Genomic DNA, 26,983 nt, shown 5'->3' on the forward strand with positions numbered 1-26,983 from the left:
CTCCCCGCTCCGGTTTTTAAAGCGCCAGATCCGACATGAGGCCGGCAGCGACCGCAAGACGCGAGACCGTCAGGTCCCCGCCTTCCGTCAGCGCCACCATCCGGCCCCTGACCTGTTCAATGCGCTCGCCATCCGCCGCAAACCACGCCGAAGCCGGGTCCTTCTCCCTGGCGAAGCGCTTCAAGGCCGCGACCGTAATGCCGCGCGCTGCCTGCGTAATCGTTTCGGCCGCGCGCGACAGGGCCAGCCCGTCATAATAGTCCGTCACCGGAATAGCACGCGCGGCCTCCTCGATACGGCCGATACGGAAGACTTCCGTCACTCCGAAATAGGCCTTGGCGGCGGAAACCAGATCGGCCTTGGCCAGATGCGCCACCAGCGCGACATCCGGCATGATAGCCGCAAGCTGGAGATGCGCCAGACGCACAGCGAGCGCTTCCGGTGCGCCTTTTTCGATAAACGCCGCCTTGTCTTCCTGCACAATGCTGGTGAGGAATTCCGGCATGAGTTCGATCATATGCGGCTCAAGTTCGGTGCGCGCCTTGACGATGGTATCGACCAGTTCGGCCAGCGAAGCGCCGGTGGTATCGTTACGCAGCACCCAGGCTGTCGTCGCTTGCAGCATATCGCCGACAAGCTGGTAGAACTGGTTCTGTACCTCGCCTGTTACCTTACTGTCGAGCGCGTCGATGGCATCATAGATTGCCTTGACCCCGAAACCATCACGCACCGCCACATAGGCCCGCACAATATCGGCAGCCGGTTTGCCCGTCGTATCCTCAAGATTGCTGACAAAGGTGACGCCGCCGCGATTGACCACATCATTGGCCAGTTGCGTCGCGATGATTTCGCGCCTCAAACGATGGCTTGAAATCTCCTCCGCATAGGTCTTGACCATCTGCGGCGGAAAATAATCGAGTAGAAGAGAGTGGAAATAAGGCTGGTCGGGAAGCTGGCTCGCCACCAGATCATCACAGAGCGAAAGCTTGGAATAGGCCAGAAGCACGGCCAGTTCCGGGCGGGTCAGCGGCTGGCCAGCCTTTTGCCGTTCGTTGAGCAGCGCGTCCGACGGCAGGTTTTCCACCTTGCGGTCAAGCAGCTTGCGGCTTTCCAGTTCGTCCATGAAGCGCGCCTGATAGGGCAGGCCTGCTAGCCCCTGCCGCTCGACCAGCGAAAGGGCCAGCGGTTGCAGATAATTGTTACGCAGCACCAGCTGCGCCACATCGTCCGTCATACTGACCAGCAGCTTGTCGCGCGCCGATCGCTTGAGCTTGCCCGACCGCATGGCCGCCGCCAGAGCGATCTTGATATTGACCTCGACATCCGAGCAGTTGACGCCAGCGGAATTGTCGATGGCGTCCGTATTGCCGCGCCCGCCCTTGCTTTCAATACCGCCATTGAGCGCATATTCAATGCGTCCGCGCTGCGTCATGCCCAGGTTGGCACCCTCGCCGATCACTCGCGCACGCACATCCGAGCCGGTAATACGGATCGCGTCATTGGCGCGGTCGCCCACCTGCGCATCCGTCTCAACGGAGGAGCGAATATAGGTGCCAATGCCTCCGAACCAGAGCAGATCCACTGGCGCTTTCAGGATCGCCGTCATGATTTCTTGTGGCGTAGCCGTGGTTTTGCCAATGCCGATTGCAGCGGCAGCCGCAGCCGATAATGTGATCGTCTTCTGGCTGCGGCTGAAGATGCCGCCGCCGGGCGAGAGCTTGGAGCGGTCGTAATCCTGCCAGCTCGAACGCGGCAGATCGAAAAGGCGCTTGCGCTCGGCAAAGCCGGTCGCAGGAGCCGGATCGGGGTCGATGAAGATGTCGCGATGGTCAAAAGCGGCAACCAGCCTTGTTTGCTGCGAAAGCAGCATGCCATTGCCGAACACATCGCCCGACATATCCCCCACGCCTACAGCCGTGAAATGCTGGCTCTGGATGTCGATATCCAGCTCGCGGAAATGCCGCTTCACCGCTTCCCACGCGCCGCGCGCGGTGATGCCCATGCCCTTGTGGTCATAGCCCGCCGAACCGCCGGAGGCGAAAGCATCATCCAGCCAGAAATCATGCGCCTGACTGATGGCATTGGCCGTGTCCGAGAAAGTAGCCGTTCCCTTGTCGGCTGCGACGACGAAATATGGATCATCATTATCGTGACGCACGACATCGTTGGGCGGCACGACATGGCTATCCTCGATATTGTCCGTAACCGACAAAAGCGTGGTGATGAACACCTTATAGGCCTCACGCCCTGCCTCGAAAACCACATTGCGATCCCCACCAACTGGCAAGCGTTTGGGGTAGAAACCGCCTTTGGCGCCCACCGGCACGATAACGGCGTTCTTCACCTGCTGTGCTTTTACAAGTCCCAGCACTTCGGTGCGATAATCCTGCGCGCGGTCCGACCAGCGCAAGCCCCCACGCGCCACCGCGCCAAAGCGCAGGTGAACGCCTTCCACTTCCGGCCCATAGACGAAAATTTCGCGATAGGGACGGGGTTCCGGCAGGCCCTCCACCAGGCGCGGATTGAGCTTGAAGGCAAAGGTCACACGCGGCCTTCCATCGACATCGGGCTGCCATGCATTGGTGCGCAATGTCGCTTCGATCAGATTGCGGAAACGACGCAAAATCTGGTCGTCATCGATGCTCGGCACTGCCAGCAACGCCGTTTCAATCGCATCGACCAGCTTGTTTTCGGCCTTTTCCCGCCGCTTCGACGCAGGATTGAAGCGCAGATCGAACAGCGAATAAAGGTCTGTGGCGATTTCCGGGTAGCGATTGAGCGCGGCAGCAATAAAGCTTTGCGGATAGGCAATGCCCGCCTGTTGCAGATAGCGGCCATAGGCGCGCAGGATCATGATCTGCCGCGCCGTCAGGCGTGCCGTCTGGACCAGTGCATTATAGAAGTCATTATCCGCCTCTCCGCCCCAGACGGTGCGGAACACCTCCTCCAGCATCTCGCCCTCATCGGTGAGATCAACCGGCGCGCCATAGGCATTCACCAGTTGCATGTCGTGAAAGAACACCGGAACGTCCGCGCCGCCTGCATCGGGCAATTCGATGGTCTGCTCGCTGATGACGCGAAAGCCCATATTTTCCAGCAGCGGTACGCGCTGCGAGAGCACCACGGGAGCGCCATAGTGATAAAGTTTCAGCGAAACTCCGTCCGGCCCGTCGGTGCGATACCGGTAAAAATCGACGAAAAGCGGCGCTTGCGGGCTGAGCCCTTCAATGCGCCTGGCATCAACCAGCGCATCGGCAGGTGTGAAAATCTCGCGATAAGAGGGCGGGAATGCCGAGGCCAGCGCAATCGTGGACGCATTTTCCGTGGTTGCGCTTTCAGAAACCACATCCTCCCATGTGCGGATGATATCGCGTACTTTCGCCTCCAGCGTTTCGCGATCCACATGCGGCATCGAACGCTTCGTGCGGCGAATGACGAATTGCACGCGCGTCAGCCCATTGGGCAAAAACACCGGATGAAATTCAAAACTGTCACCTTCATAGACCTCGACGAGATGACGCCCGATCTTCTCGCGCGCTACTGAATCGTAGCGGTCGCGCGAAATATAGACCAGAACAGACGCAAATCGCCCGAAGCGGTCATGGCGCGGTATCACGCGGACGCGCGGACGTTCGCCCAGCGCAAGGATCAGTTCAGCATTGGCCGTCAGGCTGTCCGTATCGATTTGAAACAGCTCGTCGCGCGGATATTCTTCGAGCACGCTCACAAGCGCCTTGCCCGAATGGTCCTCACGATTGAAGCCCAGATGCCTGATGACGGCATCGGCCTTCGAGCGGATGAAAGGAATGCTGGCGATGGAACTGGTATAGGCAACCGACGTGAACAGGCCAACAAGGCGCAATTCGCCGACCGCCTCGCCCTTCTCGCCAAATATCTTGATGCCGACATAGTCGAGATAAGTGCGTCTATGGACCAGCGAGAGCGTATTCGCCTTGGTGACGATCAGCGGTTCGGCGCTGTCGAGAAAATCGGTAATCTCTGGCGGTGTGAGCGTATCCTCATCGTCCTTGCGCAGCACGCGCACGCCCTGATCGCCAAGAACGCCCAGGGGCTTTCCAACCGTCACCAGTTCGCGCTTTCTGCCGCTGCCCTCGAACGCCAGTTCGCGCATACCCAGAAAGACGAAATTATCGTCGCGCAGCCATTCGAGAAAGGCAATGGCCTCCGGCATGGCGGCATTTTTGGTCAGCTCATAGGTGCGTTTATAATCGGTGATCGCTCCATCGATGCGCCGGAGCATTGGTTTCCAGTCTCCAACCGCCAGATCGACCTGCCCGATGATGCGGTCGAGAGAAGCAATCAATTCGTCCTGTGCATCCTTGGTCATTGCCGAAAGATGCATCTGCACCACGCTGACGCGCTCAACCTCTTTGGCGGGAGGGAGCTGCGAGGCTTCGCCAAGAATGACGAGCTTGTCTTTTTCATGCGATATATCGAGAACCGGATGCACGAGAAGAAATATCTGTCCGGCATGATCACCAAGCTCACCCATGATGGAATCGAGCAGGAACGGCTTGTTGCCATTGACGATAGTGACCACGCTGACGAGGCGGCCCTGCCGCTCGATGCCATTGTCGATATTGATGATAGTTTTTCCCTTGCGCCAGCGCTCCAGCGCGGCATAGGCGATATGAGCTGAACTTTCGAGGACCTTGGCGTCATAGGCGGCGAGGTCTTCCGGCGGTGCCCATTCGAAAAGAAGCTGCGAGAAAGCAGCCAAAGCCTTGGGCTTCCCCCCCCTTTTTTCCTCCTTGCCTGCCTTGGAACTTTTTACTTTACTCGACCGGTCCTGCTTTGCAGTCACGTCGGATACTCCTGTTATGGTGGCAATGCGGCTCAAATTAACAGATTGAGAGTTTGTTTCGATGGCAAATCGTTGAAAACAACCAAAAAAATCCGTTAAAGATAGAAAAAGACGATCTAATCAATTTAATTTGGAATAAAATTCTGAAAATTCATCCCGCCCTTTTCCAAAAATGACGAATTATTTTCTTATCTGCGGTTTCGTCAAAGCTCGATGAGATGATCGTCAAGCTCGTTGGGCGTATCCGGCCCGGACGGAAAATGCTGCGCCAGCAGGACACCCGCCTGCCCGATCGCCAGCACGAAGCCTTCCGCCGCGCTTTCGCGCGATGCATGATGGGTCAATGTCGCGACGATGGCGTTCCAATCCTCCTGTTTGACATGCATATGAATACCCGCATCGGCGATCACCTCCGCATAATGTTCGGCCTCTGATACAAACAGCAGAATACCTGTGCGTTGCTCGGTGATATGGACATTGCGCGCCAGAAACTGCTGCACGGCATTGAGATGCGCGCGCTTGTAGCGGATGCGCCGCGGCACCAGCATCATGCGGATTGACGGCAGAAACCACAGCACCAGCATTGCCGAAACGAAAGCGGCCAGAATGGCAAGCCCGAACATTGGCAGTGCTATGTCGAACCAGTACCAATGCGCGAGACATGCCGCAATGACGGACGCGATGAGGATGCCGCAGGTTGCGACAAAGCCCGCCGCGAAAAAATAATCGTCGCTTGAGCGGGCCAGCACCGCATAGATTTCGCCGCTCGTACCAGCCTCGGCCTTGCGGATCGCCTCCGCGATACGAGCGTGATCTTCTGCATCTATGAGATTTCTATTTTGCATCGCCCCTCACCAACTGCCCGAGGCGCCGCCGCCGCCCGACGAACCGCCGCCGCCGGAGAAGCCGCCCCCGCCCGATGACCAGCCGCCACCACCGCCACCCAGCCCACCGCCCCAACGTCCACCGCCGCGCGAATTGCGCCCACCGCTGGTGCCAACGCGCATACCGAGCCATTCATACTGGCCGGGGCCGATCTTGCGCCCGAATACCGGCGCGAGCACCGCCATGCCAAAACCGCCGAAGAAGATGAGGAACCAGAATGTAACAAAAACGACCGCGATCCAGTCCACATCATCGGAACTTGTCTGCGTATTGCGTCGGGCGCGCGCTTCGAGTTCCGCCGCATCGCCTGAAAGCACCGAGAGAATACCATCCACGCCCTGCATGATACCGCTGCTATAATCGCCATTGCGAAAGGCGGGAATAATCGTGCCATTGATGATGACGCTCGAAAGCGCGTCTGTCATAGTGCCTTCCAGCCCATAGCCGACCTCGATGCGCACCTTGCGGTCATTGGGGGCCACGACCAGCAATATGCCGTTATCTTCCTGCTTCTGCCCCAGCGACCAGGCCCGGAAAAGCCGGTTAGAATAGGTTTCGATATCCTCGCCATTGAGGCTTGGCACAGTGACGACCACCACCTGATCGGAGGATTTCGTTTCGAAATCGGCCAGTTTTTGGGTGAGTTGCGCCCGTTCGGCGAGATCGATGATCCCCGCATCATCGACCACACGGCCAGTCAGCGCCGGAACGGGTTTTTGTGCGTCCTGCGCCCATGCGCCCGCAAGCATGAAAAACGCGGCCAGAAAGACGGCGAAAAACGCAAGCGGATTTCGTCGCTCTTTCACGCCATAAATTGCTTCACGCATTGCAAGCACAGCAGCCACCGAACGCCCAATCAGTTATTGAAATTCACCTGAGGCGCGCTCTGGCTGGCTGCATCAGCAGTGAAACTCTGCATGGGTTCGGCATCGCGGAACCAGAACATCTTCCACAACATGGTCGGCATGGTCTTCAGCCCGGTATTATAGACCCGTACCGCTTCGATGTAATCGCGGCGAGCCACCGCAATGCGATTTTCCGTTCCCTCAAGCTGCGACTGCAAGGCAAGGAAGTTCTGATTGGCCTTGAGGTCGGGATAGCGTTCGACAACCACCATCAAGCGCGACAGGGCACCGGTCAGATTGGCCTGATTATCCTGAAACTGCTTGAAAAGCTCGGGATTGTTCAGCGTTTCCGGCGTGATCTGCACCTGCGTCGCCTTGGCGCGCGCGTCAATCACTGCTTGCAGCGTTTCCCTTTCATGGGCTGCATAACCTTTTACGGTTTCGACCAGATTGGGCACCAGATCGGCGCGGCGCTGATACTGGTTCTGCACCTCGCTCCATGCGGCTTTGGCCTTTTCCTCATTGGTCGGGATCGTATTGAAGCCGCAGGCGGAAAGCAGCGGAACCAGAACGAGAAGGCCAAGAGCAATAGAAATTCGGCGGAAAGAAAGAGAAGTCGCGATCATCGCAGCCGACATGGGGTTCTCCTGAAAAAGCGCTGTTGACTGCACCCGCGTATAAGCAATCACGCAAATGCGAGCCGTTAAATCAACAAGATAGAGAAAAATCGGCGATCGTCCAGCTGTTTGACGGCAGGACGGACCAGCACATGAAAAAAGCGGCAGATTGCTCCGCCGCTTTCACAAAACGCTGACTACGAAGGAATTATTCGCTTGCAGCTTCTTCAGCTGGTGCTTCTTCCGTTGCGGCTGCTGCGGCAGCGGCAGCTTCAGCAGCCTTGGCTGCGGCGTCTTCTTCCGCCTGCTTGGCCAGAGCGATACGCTCCTGGGCCTTCTTGCCGGGCTCAGCCTTGGTCGGGTTGTTGCGGGCCGGACGCTTGGCGATACCAGCCTGATCAAGGAAGCGCAGAACGCGGTCGGTCGGCTGCGCGCCCTGTGCAATCCAATGCTGGATGCGGTCGGCATCGATCTTTACGCGCTCGGCATCCTTGGCGAGCATCGGATTCCATGCACCAATCGTTTCGATGAAACGGCCGTCGCGCGGCGAGCGAACGTCGGCCACGACGATGTGGTAGTAAGGGCGCTTCTTGGAGCCAGCGCGGGCGAGACGAATCTTGAGAGCCATTTTAGTATCCTCGTTTGGTCATATTCCGGGTTGGTGCCCAGAGCTTCTGGATTGATGAAACCCAGAGAGTGTTTGGGTTGAAATTTTAGTTTGCGCCGTGGTTTGCGGCGGTATGCTCATGATGCCGGATGACTTCCTTCACGATGAAGTTGAGAAATTTCTCGGCAAAATCGGGATCGAGATTGGCAGATTGCGCCAGCGAACGAAGGCGCTCGACCTGCTGTTTCTCGCGATTGGGATCGGCAGCCGCCAATCCGCGTTCAGCCTTGAGAATGCCCACCGCCTTGGTGCAGCGGAAGCGTTCGGCCAGCATATGAATGAGCGCTGCATCGATATTATCGATGGAAGCGCGCAATGCCAGAAGTTCAGCGGGTATGGTGTTCTGCTCGTCGCTCATGACACTCACTTTTTCTTCGGCAATCCGGGAAGTCCGCCACCAAGTCCGGGAAGTTTCGGCCCGCCCAGTCCAGGGAGGCCGCCCGGAAGACCGCCGCCCTTGGTGAGTCCCGCTGCTTCCGCCTGCTTGGCCAACGCCTCAAGCTGTTTGGGATCCATCTTGGAAAGATCAGGCATACCGCCCATTCCCCCCATTCCGCCATCCATTCCACCGAGGCCCATCTTGCCCGCGAGACCGCCCATCATCTGCTTCATCATTCCGCCCTTGCCCTTGCCCATGACTTTCATCATGTCGGCCATCTGGCGATGCATCTTGAGAAGCTTGTTGATATCGGCGGCGCTCGTACCCGAACCCTTGGCGATACGCTGCTTGCGGCTGTGCTTCAAAAGGTCGGGATTGCCGCGCTCGGCCTTGGTCATCGAGCCGATGATCGCAAGCTGGCGGTCGAAAACCTTGTCATCGAGACCGGCAGCAGCCACCTGATCCTTCATCTTGCCCATGCCGGGCATCATGCCCATTATGCCGCCCATACCGCCCAGTTTCTTCATCTGGTGGAGCTGATCGGCAAGATCGTTGAGATCGAACTTGCCCGACTGCATCTTCTTGGCCATCGCTGCGGCTTTTTCCGCGTCGATGTTTTCAGCAGCCTTTTCAACGAGCGAAACAATGTCGCCCATGCCTAGAATTCGGTCGGCAATGCGCTTGGGGTAGAATTCCTCCAGCGCATCCATCTTTTCACCCGTACCGATCAGCTTGATCGGCTTGCCGGTGATGGCGCGCATCGAAAGAGCAGCGCCGCCGCGTCCATCGCCATCCATGCGGGTCAGGACGATGCCGGTAATACCAACGCGCTCATCGAAATTACGCGCCAGATTGACGGCGTCCTGGCCGGTGAGGCTATCGGCGACGAGAAGGATTTCGTGTGGATCGGCCACCTTGCGGATATCGGCCATTTCGACCATCAGCGGCTCGTCTATATGCGTGCGGCCTGCCGTATCGAGAATAACCACATCATGACCGCCGAGCTTCGCGGCCTGCACGGCGCGTCCGGCGATTTCCACCGGCGACTGCCCGGCAATGATCGGCAAAGTATCGACCGATGTCTGGATTCCGAGCTGGCGAAGCTGTTCCTGTGCAGCGGGCCGGCGCGTATCGAGCGATGCCATCAGCACTTTTTTGCGCTGGCGCTCGGTCAGGCGCCTGGCAATCTTGCCGGTAGTCGTCGTCTTGCCCGAACCCTGCAAGCCGACCATCATGATGACGACTGGCGCGGGTGCGTTCAGATCGATCGTAACACCTTCGGTGCCCAGCATTTCGACAAGCTCGTCATGAACGATCTTGACGACCATCTGGCCGGGCTTGATGCTTTTGAGAATTTCCGCTCCGACAGCCTTTTCGCGGACCTTGTCGGTGAAAGAACGAACCACTTCCAGCGAAACATCGGCTTCGATCAGCGCGCGGCGTACTTCGCGCAGCGCCGCCGTCACGTCGCTTTCGGAAAGAGCGCCGCGTCCGGTAAGACCGTTCAGAATGGAGCCAAGACGCTCCTGAAGTGATTCAAACATCGAGTTTCCTTTAATCCGCGAAGAGCAGGCATCTCCATGGATAGTTCGTACCGCCGATCTGCCAGATCAAGCCCTGCCAAAGAGGTATCGCACCCGAGGGCGCATCGCGCTGTCGGATGTGGACCTCCGGGATCGTTTTATACCATAAAGGGTCCCGGTCGGCGGCTCGCGTTCTGAAGATCGCGGATAGACTGGGCAGCGTTTATGGCCTTAAACCGCTTCTGTCAAGCAAAAGCGCGGTAAACGGCGTTTCTTTCCCGCCAATCACGCATGACATTTGCCGTAAAGAATGGCAAATTCGCGCCAGGATCGAATCAACTCCGAAGGAGATAATGAATGGCATTGGTTGCCAAAGGCCGGTCAGTGACCGCAGCAGCAGTCCTTGCAATGGGGATGATTGTCGGAACGGGTGCCGCCGAAGCGGCACAATGCGGTAATGATGGCGCAGGATACAATGCCTGGCTGCGACAGACGGTGAAGGCCGCGCAAGGGCGCGGCCTCGGCCAGGCCGCCATCAATGCCCTGTCCAACACCAAATATGCGCGCGCCACGATCAACGCGGACCGTAACCAGAAGAGTTTCAAGCTTTCCTTTGAAGAATTCAAGAAGGTTCGCGGCACCGCTACCATCATCAAGCGCGGCCGCACATTCAAGCAGCAGAACGCCGCTCTTTTCGCTGCTATCGAAAAGCGTTACGGCATTCCCGCCGGTCCGCTGGTCGCTATCTGGGGCATGGAGACAGCCTTCGGTTCCTATATGGGTAAACAGCATACGCTTTCAGCGGTTGCAACACTCGCTTATGATTGCCGTCGCAGCGATTATTTCACCGAACAGCTTTATGCGGCCCTCACGCTCATCGATCGTCAGGATCTCGATCCCAATGCGATTGGCGCGATGCATGGCGAGATTGGCCAGACCCAGTTCCTGCCCCTCAACGTGCTCAGATATGGCATAGACGGCGACGGCAGCGGTCACATCGACATGGCCCGCTCCAAGGCCGATGCGCTTTATTCGACCGCCAATTTCCTTGTTGGTCATGGCTGGCAGCGCGGCGCGGGCTACCAGCAGGGAGAGCCTAATTATGCAGCCATTCAGGGCTGGAACGCCGCAAGCGTCTACCAGCGCGCCATTGCCGAAATGGGCAAGGCCATCGACGGCAAATAATCAAATAATATTGTAAATCACAATGAAACGCCCGGAAATTCCGGGCGTTTTCATATCCAGCGATGATTGATCCGGTCATCCATTAATCGGGGCGTTTGAAATCGCCCGTCTGGTGATCCATGACCCATAATTCACCGGTGGAAATATCGAACCACGCACCATGCAGGGTGAGCTTGCCCTTCTTTTCCAGAATATCAACGCAGGGAAAAGTGCGCAGGTTCTTGATAGAATAGCGGATCGAAATGCGCTCAAGGGCCGTATGCCGTTCAGTAGAGGTCATGAGTCCGTTGCTGCCAACTGCGGCTGCCGCAGGCGCGATCAGGCTCATCCACTTGCCAATGAAATCACCTGGCGACAGCGGGCCGCTTCCCGTATCGAGCGCCGCCTTGATACCACCGCAGCGTCCGTGGCCCATAACCACGATATGCTTGACCTTGAGGCTCTGCACGGCAAATTCCAGCGCAGCGGAAGCTGCGTGATACTCGCCATCGGGCTCATAGGGCGGAATGAGGTTTGCGACATTGCGCAGAACGAAGATTTCACCCGGCGCAGCATTGAAAATGGTTTCGGGGGCTGCACGCGAATCGCAGCAGGCGATCACCAGTGTCTGCGGTGACTGCCCCTTGTCAGCCAATTCCCTATAACGTGTTGTTTCATGCGAAAAATGCTCGCTCATGAAGGTGCGATAACCGGCGAGCAATGTATCTGGAAGGTCTACCATGCTTTTTCATTATCCCTATCGAAAACCCAGAGCAATAAAAAATCGCAAAATATGCACGATTACCGTCAAGCTCTCAGCCCTTTTGTAGGATGGACCAGTCGCCGGGTTTGCACCATGGCCATGGGCGAGGAGAGACTGGCGGCATCGGCTTCGAGCATAAGCTCGTCTGCTCCGCGCTTTGCAGCCCGTGCCATGACCTCGAACACCGCCGCCGTGGTGCTTTGCAGCATCTTTTCTTCGGAAAAGCCCAACAGCTTTCGTGCCAGAAGTACTGCGGCAGTCAGATCACCAAGCCCGTTGGTAGGCCCTTCCACGCAGCGATGCTCTGCCATCAGCGCAAGGGTCGGCGTAAGCAGAATATTGCCGATACTGCCTGTCATAAGCGGAAAGGCCGATGTCACCAGCATGGTCGCAGGCCCGGTATCGAGCGCTGCTTCCATCAGCGCCTTGTTATCCTCAAGCGGTACGCCCGTCAGCCAGGAAAGCTCGAAACGATTGGGCGTGGAAATATCGGCCAGAGGCAGGAGACGATCACGGATGCCGACCGCTGTCGCCTCCGGCACATAGAGCCCCTTTTGATCGCCGATCACCGGATCACAAAGATAAACGGCTTCTGGATTGCGCGCTTTCACGGTTTTGACAAGTCCGGCAATGGCTTGCACCTGCTCGGGATGGCCGAGATAGCCGGTCAATATAGCCCCGACCTCACCAAGCCATGGCGCCCGTTCAAGATCCTGCAACAGCATTGAAAACTCCTGCGGCGGCGGCACGATGCGCCCCGCAAGCCCGTGGCCGGGATGCCAGGGCAGCACCACAGTCGGCACGGCCCAGACGGGAAAGCCAAGCGATTCCAGCGCGAAGACTGCGGCGCGATTCCCCACGGAACCACGCACGACATGGCTTGAGATGACGATAACGCTTGTCGCGTCCGAAGATGCGGAAGATGCCATACGGGTTCTAGCCTTGCATGAGATAAAGGATAAGCCAGACAATGATCGCAGACGTTATGAGAAGACCGAGCATACGTCCGATGCGGGTGGCCCAAACTTCTATATGATCGTCCTTATCCGCATCCTGCGCGGAAAGATGGCTGGCGGTGCGCGACAGCCCGCGCTGCACCATGGATTGCGTCGCGCTTGATTCGCGCTCCAGCCGTTCCAGTATGCGCCGCGCCTCTTCCTGTCCCTCCAGCACCGGCGCTTGCTTCTCACTATTCCCGCTTGTTCCTGCCTGCCGTCGTTCGGCCATGATCCGCCTGTCTGTCAATGTTGAGTGCGCGGTCCGGCAGCCCGAAGAACCTGCCCGGATCGTTTTCACAACATCACGCCCGAAGCGCGCTTGTGCAAGAAGAATCGTCATCTCCTACGCACCCTGAGCGAAGTGAGGATGCACAAAAGCAAAAATACGCACGCCCGCAGCAATGCGGGCACACGCAGCCAAAAAAAGTCGACGATAAGTTTACTTCATCGTCGGGATGACGAACTCCGCACCGTCTTTAACACCAGACGGCCAGCGCGAGGTGACGGTCTTTGTCTTGGTGTAGAAACGGAACGCATCCGGCCCATGCTGGTTGAGATCGCCAAAACCGGAAGCTTTCCAGCCGCCGAACGTGTAATAGGCGATGGGAACTGGAATCGGCACATTTACGCCGACCATGCCGACCTGTACGCGGCTTGCGAAATCGCGGGCCGCATCGCCGTCACGGGTGAAAATGGCCACGCCATTGCCATATTCGTGGTCGTTGGGCAAAGCGAGCGCTTCTTCATAGTTTTTGGCGCGCACGATCGAAAGAACGGGCCCGAAAATCTCTTCCTTGTAGATGCGCATATCCGGCGTCACATGGTCGAAAAGACAGCCGCCCATATAGAAGCCGTCCTCATAGCCCTGCATCTTGAAGCTACGGCCATCGACAACGAGTTTTGCACCTTCTTCCACGCCAAGATTGACATAGTTGCGCACGCGCTCAAGCGCTTCCCTTGTCACCAGTGGGCCGTAATCAGCGGAATTGTCGGTCGAGGGGCCAATCTTCAGCGCCTCGACACGCGGAACGAGCTTTTCCATCAGGCGATTGGCGGTATCTTCGCCGACCGGCACCGCAACCGAAATCGCCATGCAGCGCTCACCTGCCGAACCGTAACCTGCACCAATCAGCGCATCCACGGTCTGGTCCATATCGGCATCAGGCATGATGAGAAGATGGTTTTTTGCGCCGCCGAAGCACTGCACGCGCTTGCCGTTCGAGCAGCCGCGACTATAGATATATTTCGCAATCGGCGTAGACCCGACAAAGCCGATAGCCTGCACATCGGGATCGTCGAGCAGCGCATCGACCGATTCCTTGTCACCATTGACGACATTGAAAATACCTGCCGGAAGCCCTGCTTCAATGAACAGTTCGGCAAGACGCATCGGCACGCCCGGATCGCGTTCAGACGGCTTCAGGATGAAAGCATTGCCGCAGGCAATCGCTGGGCCTGCCTTCCACAGCGGGATCATGGCCGGGAAGTTGAATGGCGTGATACCGGCGACGACACCGAGCGGCTGGCGCATGGAATAGGTGTCGATGCCGGTTCCGGCATTATCGGTAAATTCACCCTTGAGCATATGCGGCGCGCCAAGGCTGACCTCAACCACCTCAAGGCCGCGCTGGATATCGCCCTTCGCATCGCCAAGGGTCTTGCCATGCTCGCGCGCCAGCAATTCGGCGAGGCTGTCATATTCAGCCTCGACCAGTTCGATGAATTTGCGCAGCACGCGCACGCGGCGCTGCGGGTTGGTGGCAGCCCATGCCGGCTGCGCAGCTTTGGCGTTTTCGACCACTGCGCGTACTTCTTCTTTGGTGGCCAGCGCCACCTTGGCCTGCACAGTGCCGTCGAGCGGCTGGAAGACGTCCGCCGTACGACCGCTCTGGCCTGCGACATGCTTGCCGCCGATAAAATGTCCAATATTACGCATCGATAGACCTCCCTGAAAGTCGTGAAAGGGCAGGATGCCCCTATTCATGCTCCATCATCGCTCTGCAAAATATTGATTGCAAGGCACTGAAAAGCGTATCCGTTGTGCGTTTTTTATAGTAAAGATGGGGCACGATCATGCTGGGACAAAATGCCATGAACTGGGATGATATACGCATCTTTCTCGCTGTGGCGCGTTCCGGGCAGATTCTTGGCGCTGCGAAACGGCTCGGCCTTAATCACACCACGGTCGCCCGCCGCCTGACCGCGCTGGAAACCGCGCTGTCAACAACCCTTCTGACGCGCCGCACCAATGGCTCGACCCTGACGCAGGCGGGTGAGGAATTTCTGCTTGCTGCCGAGCGCATGGAAGCGGAAATGCTTGCTGCCCGCGCGCAGGTTGGCAATGCTGATATCGCCGTCTCGGGCACAGTGAGAATAGGAGCGCCGGATGGCTTCGGCGTCACCTTTCTTGCACCACGGCTGGCGCGGCTCACGCAGCAATATCCCGATCTCACCATCCAACTCGTACCGGTGCCTCGCTCATTCTCGCTCTCACGCCGCGAGGCTGATATCGCGATCACGGTCGAACGCCCCGAACAGGGGAGGCAGATCGCGCGCAGACTGGTGGATTACACGTTAGGTCTCTTTGCCCATCGCAGCTATCTCGAAGAACGCGGCATGCCGCAAAGTGTGGAGGAACTAAGCACCCATCGCCTCATCGGCTATGTGGAAGATCTGGTCATCAATCCATCTCTCGCCTACGCGCCGGAAATCAGCCGCGATTGGAAACCGGATTTTGAAGTGTCCAGCGCTTTAGGCCAGGTGGAGGCGGTTCGCGCAGGCGCCGGTATAGGCATTCTTCATTCTTTCATTGCGCGCGCCGCTCCCGATCTCGTGCCGGTACTTCCCGATCGGTTTATCCGCCGGGCCTACTGGCTGACCTATCATGAATCCGCACGTACATTGCGCCGCGTAACAGCCGTTTCCACCCTCATTTCGGAACTGGTCGAGAACGAAAAATCGCTATTCGTTTGAGGTCAGTTTTTGACGCGCGCATAGACAATCATGACGCCTACCATGGTCGCGGCGGGTACGAACAGCGCACCGAGCCCGATCAGGAAATGGCAGACGCCCCCGAATATCGCACCCAGCATCAACGAGGACCAAACGGCCAGATGCTGCACCCATCGCCATTTGGGTGTTTCCCCGCGCAACGAACAGGCGAGATCCGCCGCCGCGTTAAACAACGTGCCCGTGACGTAAGTAACACCCAGTCGCGCCGAACCGATTGGCTGCACCGCTGCGTTCTGCGCACCCATGGCCGCTGCGAGAAGCAGAGCCGGCTGGATCAGAAGCGCGCCTTCCCAGCCCAATATGCCGACGAGAAGCAGCATCGCGACGACACTCGCCATGACAAGCAGGCTACCTCGGCGGCCATAGGCGCGGACGACAAGGGTTCCCGTGAATGCGCCGGTAAAAAACAGGGCGATCAATGCGGCTGGAAACCAGATGATAACACGCCCCAGCACACCAGGCTGTCCGGCGAAACCGATGCCAAGTTGCGTGGTATTGCCGCTCATGAAGGAAGCAAAAAAGCCGCCCAGTTGCATAAAGGCAATCGCATCGACAAAGCCCGCCGATGCGGTCAGCACCAGACCAAGCGCCAGTTTGGAATTGGGTGTCATGGTTCTTTTTCAGAAAGAAACCCGGCAAGCTTCCGCCGGGTCTGCTAATTATGTCGTAAGCCGCTCAGACGCGTTTGACGATACGCAGAATGAGCAACAATATGGCCGCGCCGATAAAGGCATTGATGATTGAGGCGATCACACCGCCCCCGATGGCAAAACCAAGGCGCGGCAGGAGCCAGCCTGCGAAAAATGCACCAATCACGCCAACGATGATATTGCCGATCAGGCCGAAGCCCCCGCCCTGCACGACTTTACCGGCCAGCCAGCCGGCGATGAGACCTACAAAAAGGAATACAAGAAGACTTCCAATATCCATGCGCATTCTCCCTCTCAAAATGCGTCGAGCGACGCAGCGCTGCATGCCGGAGTTGACAACAAGTTCCGCTCACGCACAAGAGGGAGAAGCTAATCGGTCGGCGAAATAGTGGTGCAATACGGATTAAGGGGCGAGATGCCGGAATGCAGCGACGACTTCTTCATAGACCTTGCGCTTGAAGGGGACGATCAGATCTGGCAACTGGACCATCGACTTCCATTCCCACATGTCGAATTCGGCTGTATGCCCGCCGGGCGGGGGATTGATTGCGATTTCGCTTTCATCGCCTTCAAATCGATAAGCGAACCATTTCTGCGTCTGCCCGCGAAATTTGCCCTTGAGCGCCCGCCCGACCAGATGCGGCGGCAATTCGTAATTGATCCAGTCCGTTGCTTCTTCAAGCAAGGAGACGGATTTCATGCCGGTTTCTTCATATAACTCGCGCAACGCCGCTTCTTCCGGCCCTTCGCCCTCGTCGATGCCGCCCTGCGGCATCTGCCAGAGCTGTGTCGCCCCGTCGAGTTCATCGCCCGGAATGAGGATCCGTCGCCCGGCCCAGACCAGCCCGGCCCCATTGAGCACCATCAGCCCCACACAGGGACGATAGGGTAGGCTTTCAGGATCGACAGGCCCCTTCTGCTTCGACATTCTGTTCTCCGTAATTGCTGTCAATCGCGTTTTCACGCAAAAGCGCGGAAGCGATGGCTCCCGCGCTTTTGCATTTCATTCATTCTCATGAATCATTCAGTTCAGAACGCCCTTCTTGGGGTCGGGCGGGAATGCGGCATTGGCCACTTCACCGCGCAGGAGCTTCAAGGCTTCATTAAGCTGGATATCATCCTTCGCCTCGGCAGGAACATAGGCGGCGGAACCCGACCCTTCGTCATCCTCGGCATTGCCCTTGATATGACCCTTGAGCTCGGATTCACCCCGGACGACGTCCTCGCCGCGCAATTCAGGCGGCAGCGGCTGCTCGACCTTGATGTCCGGCGTGATGCCCTTGCCCTGAATGGACGTACCCGACGGCGTGTAATAAAGCGCCGTGGTCAGGCGCAGCGAGCCATTTTCGCCCATCGGTATAATCGTCTGTACCGATCCCTTGCCAAACGACCGCGTGCCAAGCACGGTCGCGCGGCGATGATCCTGAAGCGCACCAGCAACGATTTCCGATGCGCTGGCCGAACCGCCATTGACGAGAACAATCACCGGCTTGCCGTCGGCAAGGTCGCCCTTGCGGGCATCAAAGCGCGTTACATCCTGCGGATCGCGACCACGGGTAGAGACGATTTCGCCTTTATCAAGGAAGGCATCGGACACGGCCACCGCCTGATCGAGAAGTCCGCCCGGATTAAGGCGCAGATCCAGAACATAGCCCTTCAGCTTGTCCGCAGGCACCTTGTCCTGAACGTCCTTGATGGCCTTCTTGAGGTCTTCCGCCGTCTGTTCTGTAAAGGAGATCACGCGCAGGTAACCCACATTGTTTTCGACGCGGTAGCGCACGGCCCTGACCTTGATGATGGCGCGCTCGATAGAAAGCGTTATCGGCTTGTCTGCACCCTGACGGACGATGGTCAATTCGATTGCCGAGCCAACTTCGCCGCGCATCTTATCCACCGCATCGGTCAGGCTGAGGCCACGCACTTCCTGACCGTCGATCTTGGTGATCAGGTCGCCCGCCAGTACGCCCGCCTTGGAAGCAGGCGTATCGTCGATCGGCGCAATGACCTTCACAAGATCATTTTCCATCGTCACTTCGATACCAAGGCCGCCAAACTCGCCCTTGGTCTGCACGCGCATATCCTGCGCGGCTTCGGGGTTGAGATAGGAAGAGTGCGGATCAAGCGAGGTCAACATGCCGTTGATCGCGCTTTCGATCAGCTTCTTGTCGTCGGGCGGCGTCACATATTGCGCGCGCACCCGCTCGAAAACATCGCCGAACAGCGCCAGTTCCTTGTAGACATCCCCGTCTTTGCCCGCGGCAAAAGCGGAAGAAGTCGGCGCACCCTGGACCATCACCATAGCAGACGCCCCCAGAAGGGCTCCGGCGAAAAGCAGCGACAGTTTACGTATCATTTTGTGCCTTTCCAGAAAGCCGTTTCGTCCACCAAGGGGCCGGATCAACGGGTTTTCCATCCTTTCGAAATTCAATGTAGAGCAACGGCGCCCCATTGCCCACCTCTATCGGTGCAACACTTGCAAGAAGTTTTTCTCCCATTGCGCCGACAGGCTCACCCGCCAATACGAACTGGCCTTGCGCCACATCGATTCGGCCCATGCCAGCCATCACGATATGATATCCGCCGCCAGCATCCAGGATCAAGAGCTGCCCATACGATCTGAATGCGCCTGCATATAATACAACGCCATCGGAAGGTGACGTAATCGTGGCGATGGGCAAGGTTTCAACAATCTGCCCCATCATATGGCCGCCCACGCCGTCCTTTTCACCGAAATGACGAAGCGTCTTGCCGGCCGCAGGCAGTGCGAGCCGCCCGCGCAGAGATGCAAAATCAATCTGCGCATGCAGGCGATTTTCGTCAGGCGTGGTTTCTCCCGCTCTTTCGCGCGCTTTCGCCAGCCGCTCTGCTTCCGCCTGCCGCGCAGCATCGGCAGCATCGCGCACGCTCGCCATTTGCTGATCAAGCGTATCGATCAGTTCCTTGAGGCTGCCAGCCTTCGCCGCCAGTTCTTCCGAACGCTTGCGCTGGGCGGCAATTTCCTGCTCCGATTGCGCCTGCAATTTCTTCTTCTCTTCAAGCAGAAGGGATTGGCGCTTCTGCTCCTCGGCCTGCGCGCTGCGCGTTTCTCCGAGCTTTTGCTGTTCCTGCGTGATCGACGCAGTGATACGCTGCATATCCTGCAAGTCGCCGGTCAACTCCTCCACCTGCTCGCGCATTTCCGGCACGACTGCGCCCAGAAGAACCGCGCTGCGCACAGAGGCCAGCGCATCGTCGGGCCGCACCAGAATGGCAGGCGGCGGGTTCAGCCCCATGCGCTGCAATGCCGCCAGCACTTCCGCCAGCACGCCGCGGCGCGCGCGCAAGGAACCACGAATACCTTCTTCCTGCTCATGCAGAGAGACCAGCCTGTCGGCAATATCGGCAATATCCTGCTGCAATTTCTTGTCCGTCTTGGCGGACTGGATAAGCGCTGCGGTAATGGTCGCCTGATCCTTCTTGAGTGCCGAAACTTCACCTTCAAGCTGTTTCAGCTTATCGCCGGTTACGGTCAATTCACTGTTGAGTTTTTCAAATTCGCTCGCCGCCTGATCGCGCTGCACTTGCAGCCCGTCCTCGGCCAGTCCCGCCCCGGCTGTTACAAAAAGACCAGCCGCGACAAGGCTCGCCCGCAACAAGGCGGACAACAGGAACTTCTTGTGGGGGCGAACAGAATTCATGGCGCGCTATATCAATGATGAAGGGCCAAAACTAGCGGCATATCGTTAAGGATCTGTTAGCCATGATCGATCAGGAGCGATGATAGGGGTGTCCCGCCAGAATGGTCGCAGCCCGATAAAGCTGTTCTGCAATGAGAATACGGACAATCTGGTGCGGCCACGTCAACGCACCCAGCGCCAGAACGAGATCGGCGCGCGTGCGCAACCCCGGGTCATGACCGTCCGGGCCGCCAATAGCGACGATCAGCTGCCGTTTGCCCTCATCGCGCATATGCCCGATACGTTCGGCAAAAGCTTCCGAACCAAGTGCCTTGCCGCGCTCATCCAGCAAGATCAGCGCAGCACCATTATCCAAAGCCTCATGAATGCGCTGCGCTTCTTCGCTTTTACGCAAATCTGCCGTCTGGCCGCGGCTTTCCGGAATTTCGTTTACTCCGGAAAATTCAAGCCCCAGAGGGGGACCCGCCTTGGAAAACCGGTCAAAATAACGCTCGACCAGTTCCCGTTCGGGGCCGGCCTTCATCCGGCCCACGGCAAAAACGCTCACACGCATGGCGCCCTCACTGGGAAAGGGCGGTCAATGAACGGTTCCCGCTGCGCGCGGCATTTCGGAACCATCATCCAGCCAGATTTTTTCCAGATTGTAGAAATCACGGATTTCCGGGCGGAAGATATGAACAATAATATCGCCCGTATCAATGAGAACCCAATCGCCGCTCTCAAGACCTTCTACCCGAATGTCCTTGCAGCCCATGTCGCGCAGCGCCTGCAAGAGGTGATCTGCGACAGAGGTGACATGACGATGGGACCGGCCCGACGCGACGATCATATAATCGCCGATCGAAGATCTTTTGCGAATGTCGATGGGGATGATGGATTCCGCCTTGGAGTTTTCGAGACTGGCCAAGGCCGCGTCGAAGGTCTGGGACACGAAAGCAGTTTCGTTCATCCCGACCGTTGAAGGCGCGTGGTGAGCCTTCTTCTCAAGTGCTGTTCTCAGTGTATTTCCTTTCTAACAAGAACAACCAAGTGCGGCAGTTGTAAGCACCGCACATCCTAAGATAGGCAGAGTCCCTGTTTTCTTTCAAGGGTGGAGGCCGATTATGGCCGTTCACTTTTTCAGTTTTCCCTTACGCAGCGCACTGGAAGACAGCAAGGAACGCGGACCATGGATGAAAGTCCATGCCGGAGGTGTCCGCCTTGCCAGCATGGGTGCATAGCGCTCGTCGAGACGGCTGTCGGAAAATGTCTGCGCCATGCGCGACGAAAGATAGGCGAGTGTCGATCCCGGACGATCAATCACTGCAATCGGAAAATTCCTGGCGATTTCGCGCCAGCGCTGCCAGTGATGGAAAGATGCGAGGTTGTCCGCGCCCATCACCCAGACAAAATGCACGCCAGGATTGGCTTCGCGGATCAGCGCCAGCGTATCCGCCGTGTAGCGGACGTTAAAGGCAGCTTCCAGCGCCGTCACCTTGATGCGTGGATCGAGCGCAACGTCCTCGCTTTGTTTGAGCCGGTCGGCAAGCGGAGCAAGCTCGCGATGATCTTTCAGCGGATTGCCCGGCGTTACCATCCACCAGAGCTGATCGAGCTTAAGCCGCCGTAACGCAATTTCCGCTACCAGCGCATGACCGCCATGCGGCGGATTGAACGAGCCGCCGAAAAGCCCCACCGCCATACCCTTCTCGACATGCGGCATACGCAGATAATGCGCATCAACGCCCGGATAGCTCGCCTTCAATGCTGGAAGCCCAAAGCCGAAACGCATTAGCTGCGAACTTGTCCATTGCCACGAACACGATACTTGAACGAGGTCAATTGCTCGACGCCGACCGGCCCGCGTGCATGCATCTTGCCGGTGGCGATGCCGATTTCCGCGCCCATGCCGAACTCGCCGCCATCCGCAAACTGTGTCGAGGCATTGTGCAGCAGAATGGCCGAGTCGATCTCGTTGAAGAAACGCGCTACGACATCCGCATCGTCCGCCACTATGGCTTCGGTGTGGTGTGAAGAATAGCGGTTGATGTGCGCAATTGCTCCGCCAATGCCCTCCACGAGCGTCACCGAAATGATCGCATCGAGATATTCGGTCGACCAGTCCTCGTCGGTCGCAGGCGTGGCGGCAGGATAAAGTGTCCTTACCTCTTCGCTCGCGCGAATTTCGCAGCCCTTTGCGGCAAGTTCTTCCAGAACCGGCACCAGATGCGTTGCGGCAACCGCGCGATCCACAAGCAGCGTTTCCGCCGCCCCGCAAATACCGGTGCGCCGCATCTTGGCGTTAACGGCAAGCCTGCACGCCATATCGAGCTCAGCGGATTTATCGATATAGAGATGGCAGATGCCTTCCAGATGCGCAAAAACCGGCACCCGTGCTTCCGACTGAACGCGTGCGACAAGGCTTTTGCCGCCACGCGGCACGATCACGTCAATCGCGCCGCCCAGACCTTTGAGCATTTCGCCCACTGCCGCGCGATCCGTTACCGGCACGATCTGGATTGCATCCCCAGGCAGACCGGCAGCTTCTAGTCCCTTGACCAGCGCCTTATGAATGGCTGCCGACGAATGGGCAGAATCAGAGCCGCCGCGAAGGATCACCGCATTGCCGGCCTTCAGGCACAATGCGCCCGCATCTGCCGTCACGTTGGGGCGGCTTTCATAGATCACGCCGATGACACCAAGCGGCGTGCGCACGCGCTCGATATGCAGACCATTCGGGCGATCCCACTCGGCAATGACCTCCCCAACCGGATCGGCAAGCGCGGCAATGGCGCGGATGCCGTCGGCAATGGCATCGATGCGGTTTTCGTCCAGCGTCAGCCGGTCGATAAACGACGCTGCCATGCCGCTTTTCGCGGCATTGGCAAGGTCGATCTTGTTGGCTTCGAGAATAGCCGCACGCGCTTCGAGGATCGCAGCGGCTGCGGCATTGAGCGCCTGATTTTTCTGCCCGGCGCTGGCAATGGCGAGCGGTACTGCGGCAGCTTTTGCCTTGTGGCCGACCTCGGCCATGATTGCAGCAATATCGGTTCCGGCTTCCACTTTCGTCAGCATATCTTCCCCTCAGACCTCCTCGGCCTCAATGGCAACGGCGGCGCCACGCATTACCAGATCATTGCGATGGATCATTGCAGTCCGGGCATCATAGCCAAGAATGGCGCTAATCTCATCGCTTTTGTGCCCGGCGATCTTGCGGGCGTCGACGGCGTCATAAGCAATCAGTCCACGCGCGATTTCGCGGCCTGCCTCGTTCAATACGGCCACCGTATCGCCACGCTCGAAATGCCCGTCAATGGCCTGCACACCGGCAGGCAGCAGCGATTTGCCGGATTTCAGTGCTTTCGCTGCTCCCGCATCGACCGTCAGACGGCCAGCCGGCTCCAGATTGCCGGAAATCCACGTTTTCCAAGCATTGACCGGCGCATGCGACGGTTCGAACAATGTCGCTCGCTCGCCCCGATCGATTGCCGAAAGCGGCGCCATGCGTGTACCCGACGTGATGATCATCGCGGTTCCGGCGGCATTGGCGATCTTGCCCGCATCGAGCTTGGTCTTCATGCCGCCTCGCGAGAGTTCGGACGCGGCAGCGCCCGCCATTGCTTCTATCTGCGGTGTGATGGTTTCGACCAGAGGGAGAAATTCCGCGTCTGGGTTCTTGTGCGGCGGTGCGGTATAAAGTCCGTCAATGTCGGAAAGCAGGATCAGCAGATCAGCACCCATCATGGTCGCAACGCGAGCCGCCAGACGGTCATTATCACCGTAACGGATTTCGGTCGTGGCGACCGTGTCATTCTCATTGATGATCGGCACGGCCCTGAGCTTCAGAAGCGTATCAATGGTCGCGCGCGCATTAAGATAGCGGCGGCGCTCCTCGGTATCGGAAAGCGTGACCAGAATTTGGCCCGACCTGATACCGTGACTATCCAGCACATCGGCATAGGCCTTGGCGAGCGCGATCTGGCCGGCCGCCGCAGCCGCCTGACTTTCCTCAAGCTTCAGCGCCTTTTTCGGTAAGCCCAAAACGGTGCGCCCCAGCGCGATTGCACCAGACGACACCACCAGGACTTCCACGCCCGCATGATGCAGCGCGGCAATATCCTGCCCCAAACTTTCCAGCCAGTCGCGCTTCAACCCCTTGGCGCGATCTACGAGCAATGCGGAGCCGATTTTGACGACGATGCGGCGATAGTCCTTCAGTTGCTTCAGCATACTTTCATTCCCCTCGCCGCGCGCCCGATTAATCCCGGTCCGCCTGCGATATATCGTCCGCATCAGCCGTTCCAGCCTCTTCGGCACGGCTCATATCTATGATGGCCGCCAGTTGGCGCAGCGTGTCGTTCAAGCCTTCATGGCTGACTGCCGACAAAAGCAGCGGATCGCGTCCGCACGCCTTTTTCAGCGCCTTGATCTTCGCCTTGCGTGCATCGGGATCGAGCGTATCGACCTGCGACAGCGCCACGATCTCCGGCTTGTCGGCAAGGCCGTGCTCATAGGCTTCAAGCTCCCCGCGAATGACCGTATAGGCCTTCGCCACATCTTCTTCCTGTGCGGAAACCAGATGCAGCAGCACGCGTGTGCGCTCGACATGGCCGAGGAACCGGTCGCCAAGGCCCACGCCTTGGCTCGCGCCTTCAATGAGGCCCGGAATATCCGCGATCACAAATTCGCGTCCGTCGACCCGCGCCACACCCAGATTGGGATGCAGCGTGGTGAAAGGATAATCGGCAATCTTGGGCTTCGCGGCCGTCACACTTGCGAGGAAGGTGGACTTGCCTGCATTGGGCAGCCCCACCAGACCGGCATCGGCAATCAGTTTCAGGCGCAGCCAGATCGTGCGTTCGATCCCTTCCTGCCCCGGATTGGCGCGGCGCGGCGCGCGGTTTGTGGACGTGGTGAAATGCAGATTGCCGAAGCCGCCATTGCCGCCTTTGGCCAGACGATAGCGCTGGCCAATTTCGGTAATATCACAGATAACCGTCTCGTTATCTTCTTCAAAAATCTGCGTTCCGACCGGCACTTTCAGGACGACATCATCGCCCTTGCCGCCGGTCATGTTGCGGCCCATGCCATGCATGCCGGTCTTGGCCCGGAAATGCTGTTGGTAGCGATAGTCGATCAGCGTATTGAGACCGTCTACGGCCTCCACCCAGACGTCGCCGCCGCATCCACCGTCCCCACCATCGGGCCCGCCGAACTCAAGAAACTTCTCACGGCGAAAAGAAACGGCTCCCGCCCCGCCACTGCCAGAGCGGATATAGATCTTGGCCTGATCGAGAAACTTCATGGAACTCTACCTCTTGCGGCGTACCCGCATTCCGAAAATATTCTGGTACCACGCCTGAACAAACGCGATCCCGATTGCAATTACAGCAAAACCCGCTCCCTGCAAACCATCGCGAAGGCGGGAATGTGACAAGGCCCGCGAAATGCGCAGGGCCTCATCCTTATGACTGCCAGCTTCTCAGGCCGATCCATGTACGCCGGTCGAGCACATAACGCTCGACAGGTACATTCCCGGCGGAAAGGGAATCCCCCATGCCCATGGCGCTGAACTGGAAGCCGCATTTGTGAATCACGCGCCGCGAAGCCCCATTGCTGACGCGGCACGATATATGTAGCCGCTCGATTGAGGTCGCGCGAAAAGCCAGATCGATCAGCGCATGAGCTGCCTCGGTAGCGTATCCATGCCCCCAATAGGGCTGGCCCAGCCAGTAGCCGATCTCCAGCCCCTCCCCATGTTTATGCGCATGAATTCCGCAACAACCCATAAAGATGCCGGTCTCTGCTTGCGTGATTGCATAGATGCAATTGCCCATCTCGCCTTTTCGGGTGCGCTCGACAAAGTCGATGGCATTATCGCGCGTATAGGGGTGCGGCATGCGGGCAAGCATGTCGGCGACGCGGGCGTTATTGGCAAGATAGGAAATCGCATCCACGTCTTCGCCATGGGGCGGGCGCAAGACCAGCCTTTCCGTGACGAGAACGGGACAATCCAACTCATGAGCCAGATCAGGGGGCAATTCCGGCGCCGCACCGGGCGACAGATCAGCGAAACTCCCCTCTCGCCTGCTACTGCTTCCGTAACAATCTTCTTCCAGAACTTCGACAACCATTTTTCGTTCCTCCAGATGCAAAAAGGGAAGATGGTGGTCCCATCTTCCCTTCGATCTTTTGGCTTGGCTGCCATATGCACCGGGTCCAATGGGACGCCGGTGCTTTATGAGAGTGCCCGACTTACTCTGCTGCTTCCGCGATCGGGTCGACCGACACGTAGGTACGGCCATTAGCTTTCGCGCGGAAAGACACCGAACCCTGCGTAAGCGCAAACAAGGTGTGATCCTTGCCCATACCCACATTGGAACCCGGATGCCATTTAGTGCCGCGTTGGCGCACGATGATGTTGCCAGCGAGCACTGCTTCGCCGCCAAACTTCTTCACGCCAAGGCGTTTGGATTCTGAATCGCGACCATTACGCGAGGAACCGCCAGCTTTTTTGTGTGCCATTGGTGTTCTCCTTTAATCTCTCTACTTACTCAGCCGACTCGGCCTTGGCTGCGGCCTTCTTGGGCGCTGCCTTTTTCGGCTTTGCGACTTCGCCTTCAGCGGCGGCTTTTGCCTTCGGAGCCTTCTTTTCGGCAACCTTCTTGGAAGGCTTTGCACCGTCGGTGAGGATCTCCGAGATACGGATTGTCGTCAGTTCCTGACGATGTCCGCGGGTACGCTTGGAGTTCTGACGGCGACGCTTCTTGAAAGCGATGACCTTGCGGGCACGGCCCTGCTCGACGACTTCAGCCGTCACGACAGCGCCTGCAACAGTTGGAGCGCCAACGGTCGTGCCGACCATCAGGACTTCTGCAAATTCTATGACGTCACCGGCTTCACCAGCAACTTTTTCGACCTTGATAAGGTCATTTGCGGCAACGCGGTACTGCTTGCCACCAGTTTTAATGACTGCGAACATTTGTTTTCCTTTCGGTG

The 26,983-nt window shown here is 58.1% G+C and carries 27 protein-coding genes; 2 read left to right on the top strand and 25 right to left on the bottom strand.

Going from position 1 to position 26,983, the window contains the following annotated elements; translation table 11 throughout:
• Window positions 1–16: 16 nt before the first annotated feature.
• From KUG47_RS15060 to ffh, 7 genes are all read right to left on the bottom strand, one after another.
• Window positions 17–4,825, bottom strand: coding sequence for an NAD-glutamate dehydrogenase (locus tag KUG47_RS15060; protein ID WP_217678791.1), 4,809 nt, complete (start codon window positions 4,823–4,825; stop codon window positions 17–19).
• 203 nt (window positions 4,826–5,028) lie between these two features.
• Window positions 5,029–5,670 carry a TPM domain-containing protein gene (locus KUG47_RS15065; RefSeq protein WP_217678792.1) on the bottom strand — a complete coding sequence of 214 codons (642 nt, stop codon included), beginning with the start codon at window positions 5,668–5,670 and terminating at the stop codon, window positions 5,029–5,031.
• Between the two features lie 6 nt (window positions 5,671–5,676).
• Window positions 5,677–6,537, bottom strand: a complete 861-nt coding sequence (locus KUG47_RS15070) for a TPM domain-containing protein (protein ID WP_217678793.1) — start codon at window positions 6,535–6,537, stop codon at window positions 5,677–5,679.
• Window positions 6,538–6,566: 29 nt separating this feature from the next.
• Complete coding sequence (locus KUG47_RS15075) at window positions 6,567–7,193, bottom strand: LemA family protein (RefSeq protein ID WP_217678794.1); 627 nt, start codon at window positions 7,191–7,193, stop codon at window positions 6,567–6,569.
• Window positions 7,194–7,380: 187 nt separating this feature from the next.
• Window positions 7,381–7,800, bottom strand: a complete 420-nt coding sequence (gene rpsP / locus KUG47_RS15080) for a 30S ribosomal protein S16 (protein ID WP_217678795.1) — start codon at window positions 7,798–7,800, stop codon at window positions 7,381–7,383.
• An 85-nt stretch (window positions 7,801–7,885) separates the two neighbouring features.
• On the bottom strand, window positions 7,886–8,197 hold the full coding sequence (locus KUG47_RS15085; protein ID WP_217678796.1) for a chorismate mutase: 312 nt from the start codon (window positions 8,195–8,197) through the stop codon (window positions 7,886–7,888).
• A 5-nt stretch (window positions 8,198–8,202) separates the two neighbouring features.
• On the bottom strand, window positions 8,203–9,762 hold the full coding sequence (gene ffh, locus KUG47_RS15090) for a signal recognition particle protein (protein WP_217678797.1): 1,560 nt from the start codon (window positions 9,760–9,762) through the stop codon (window positions 8,203–8,205).
• Window positions 9,763–10,098: 336 nt separating this feature from the next.
• On the opposite strand from ffh, the gene KUG47_RS15095 reads away from it, so the two are divergent.
• On the top strand, window positions 10,099–10,926 hold the full coding sequence (locus tag KUG47_RS15095) for a lytic murein transglycosylase (RefSeq protein WP_254799580.1): 828 nt from the start codon (window positions 10,099–10,101) through the stop codon (window positions 10,924–10,926).
• Between the two features lie 82 nt (window positions 10,927–11,008).
• Here KUG47_RS15095 and KUG47_RS15100 read toward each other — a convergent pair whose 3' ends face one another.
• From KUG47_RS15100 to KUG47_RS15115, 4 genes are all read right to left on the bottom strand, one after another.
• Window positions 11,009–11,647 (bottom strand): carbonic anhydrase, encoded by a 639-nt coding sequence (locus KUG47_RS15100; protein WP_217678798.1) that lies wholly within the window; start codon window positions 11,645–11,647, stop codon window positions 11,009–11,011.
• 65 nt (window positions 11,648–11,712) lie between these two features.
• Window positions 11,713–12,597 carry a pyridoxal kinase PdxY gene (gene pdxY, locus KUG47_RS15105; RefSeq protein WP_217678799.1) on the bottom strand — a complete coding sequence of 295 codons (885 nt, stop codon included), beginning with the start codon at window positions 12,595–12,597 and terminating at the stop codon, window positions 11,713–11,715.
• 7 nt (window positions 12,598–12,604) lie between these two features.
• On the bottom strand, window positions 12,605–12,895 hold the full coding sequence (locus KUG47_RS15110) for a hypothetical protein (protein WP_217678867.1): 291 nt from the start codon (window positions 12,893–12,895) through the stop codon (window positions 12,605–12,607).
• A 210-nt stretch (window positions 12,896–13,105) separates the two neighbouring features.
• Window positions 13,106–14,602, bottom strand: a complete 1,497-nt coding sequence (locus tag KUG47_RS15115) for a CoA-acylating methylmalonate-semialdehyde dehydrogenase (RefSeq protein ID WP_217678800.1) — start codon at window positions 14,600–14,602, stop codon at window positions 13,106–13,108.
• A gap of 155 nt (window positions 14,603–14,757) precedes the next feature.
• Here KUG47_RS15115 and KUG47_RS15120 point away from each other — a divergent pair, with 155 nt between their 5' ends.
• Window positions 14,758–15,639 carry a LysR family transcriptional regulator gene (locus tag KUG47_RS15120; protein WP_217678868.1) on the top strand — a complete coding sequence of 294 codons (882 nt, stop codon included), beginning with the start codon at window positions 14,758–14,760 and terminating at the stop codon, window positions 15,637–15,639.
• Between the two features lie 2 nt (window positions 15,640–15,641).
• Here KUG47_RS15120 and KUG47_RS15125 read toward each other — a convergent pair whose 3' ends face one another.
• The 14 genes from KUG47_RS15125 to rplU form a co-directional block, all read right to left on the bottom strand.
• On the bottom strand, window positions 15,642–16,289 hold the full coding sequence (locus tag KUG47_RS15125) for a YoaK family protein (RefSeq protein WP_217678801.1): 648 nt from the start codon (window positions 16,287–16,289) through the stop codon (window positions 15,642–15,644).
• A gap of 64 nt (window positions 16,290–16,353) precedes the next feature.
• Window positions 16,354–16,608, bottom strand: coding sequence for a GlsB/YeaQ/YmgE family stress response membrane protein (locus tag KUG47_RS15130; protein WP_217678802.1), 255 nt, complete (start codon window positions 16,606–16,608; stop codon window positions 16,354–16,356).
• A 123-nt stretch (window positions 16,609–16,731) separates the two neighbouring features.
• On the bottom strand, window positions 16,732–17,256 hold the full coding sequence (locus KUG47_RS15135) for an RNA pyrophosphohydrolase (RefSeq protein WP_217678803.1): 525 nt from the start codon (window positions 17,254–17,256) through the stop codon (window positions 16,732–16,734).
• 96 nt (window positions 17,257–17,352) lie between these two features.
• Window positions 17,353–18,681, bottom strand: coding sequence for a S41 family peptidase (locus KUG47_RS15140; RefSeq protein ID WP_217678804.1), 1,329 nt, complete (start codon window positions 18,679–18,681; stop codon window positions 17,353–17,355).
• A complete protein-coding gene (locus KUG47_RS15145) occupies window positions 18,671–20,005 on the bottom strand; it encodes a murein hydrolase activator EnvC family protein (protein ID WP_217678805.1) in 1,335 nt (444 codons plus the stop codon). The genes KUG47_RS15140 and KUG47_RS15145 overlap by 11 nt, the downstream gene beginning before the upstream one ends.
• A gap of 70 nt (window positions 20,006–20,075) precedes the next feature.
• Window positions 20,076–20,558 (bottom strand): 23S rRNA (pseudouridine(1915)-N(3))-methyltransferase RlmH, encoded by a 483-nt coding sequence (gene rlmH / locus KUG47_RS15150; protein ID WP_217678806.1) that lies wholly within the window; start codon window positions 20,556–20,558, stop codon window positions 20,076–20,078.
• A 24-nt stretch (window positions 20,559–20,582) separates the two neighbouring features.
• Window positions 20,583–20,954 (bottom strand): ribosome silencing factor, encoded by a 372-nt coding sequence (gene rsfS / locus KUG47_RS15155; protein WP_217678807.1) that lies wholly within the window; start codon window positions 20,952–20,954, stop codon window positions 20,583–20,585.
• A gap of 162 nt (window positions 20,955–21,116) precedes the next feature.
• Entirely contained in the window at window positions 21,117–21,776 is a 660-nt protein-coding gene (locus KUG47_RS15160; protein ID WP_217678808.1) for a nicotinate-nucleotide adenylyltransferase, read from the bottom strand.
• Window positions 21,776–23,059 (bottom strand): glutamate-5-semialdehyde dehydrogenase, encoded by a 1,284-nt coding sequence (locus tag KUG47_RS15165; RefSeq protein WP_217678809.1) that lies wholly within the window; start codon window positions 23,057–23,059, stop codon window positions 21,776–21,778. The genes KUG47_RS15160 and KUG47_RS15165 overlap by 1 nt, the downstream gene beginning before the upstream one ends.
• Window positions 23,060–23,068: 9 nt before the next feature.
• Window positions 23,069–24,214, bottom strand: a complete 1,146-nt coding sequence (proB, locus tag KUG47_RS15170) for a glutamate 5-kinase (RefSeq protein ID WP_217678810.1) — start codon at window positions 24,212–24,214, stop codon at window positions 23,069–23,071.
• A gap of 28 nt (window positions 24,215–24,242) precedes the next feature.
• Window positions 24,243–25,289 (bottom strand): GTPase ObgE, encoded by a 1,047-nt coding sequence (obgE, locus tag KUG47_RS15175; protein WP_217678811.1) that lies wholly within the window; start codon window positions 25,287–25,289, stop codon window positions 24,243–24,245.
• Between the two features lie 160 nt (window positions 25,290–25,449).
• Window positions 25,450–26,118: a GNAT family N-acetyltransferase gene (locus tag KUG47_RS15180; protein ID WP_217678812.1), complete on the bottom strand. Its 669-nt coding sequence runs from the start codon at window positions 26,116–26,118 to the stop codon at window positions 25,450–25,452.
• Window positions 26,119–26,239: 121 nt separating this feature from the next.
• Window positions 26,240–26,509 (bottom strand): 50S ribosomal protein L27, encoded by a 270-nt coding sequence (gene rpmA / locus KUG47_RS15185; protein ID WP_217678813.1) that lies wholly within the window; start codon window positions 26,507–26,509, stop codon window positions 26,240–26,242.
• A 25-nt stretch (window positions 26,510–26,534) separates the two neighbouring features.
• Window positions 26,535–26,966, bottom strand: a complete 432-nt coding sequence (gene rplU, locus KUG47_RS15190; protein WP_217678814.1) for a 50S ribosomal protein L21 — start codon at window positions 26,964–26,966, stop codon at window positions 26,535–26,537.
• Window positions 26,967–26,983: the final 17 nt, after the last annotated feature.

Source organism: Falsochrobactrum tianjinense, from assembly GCF_019100495.1.
In the GTDB taxonomy this organism is placed as follows: domain Bacteria; phylum Pseudomonadota; class Alphaproteobacteria; order Rhizobiales; family Rhizobiaceae; genus Brucella; species Brucella tianjinense.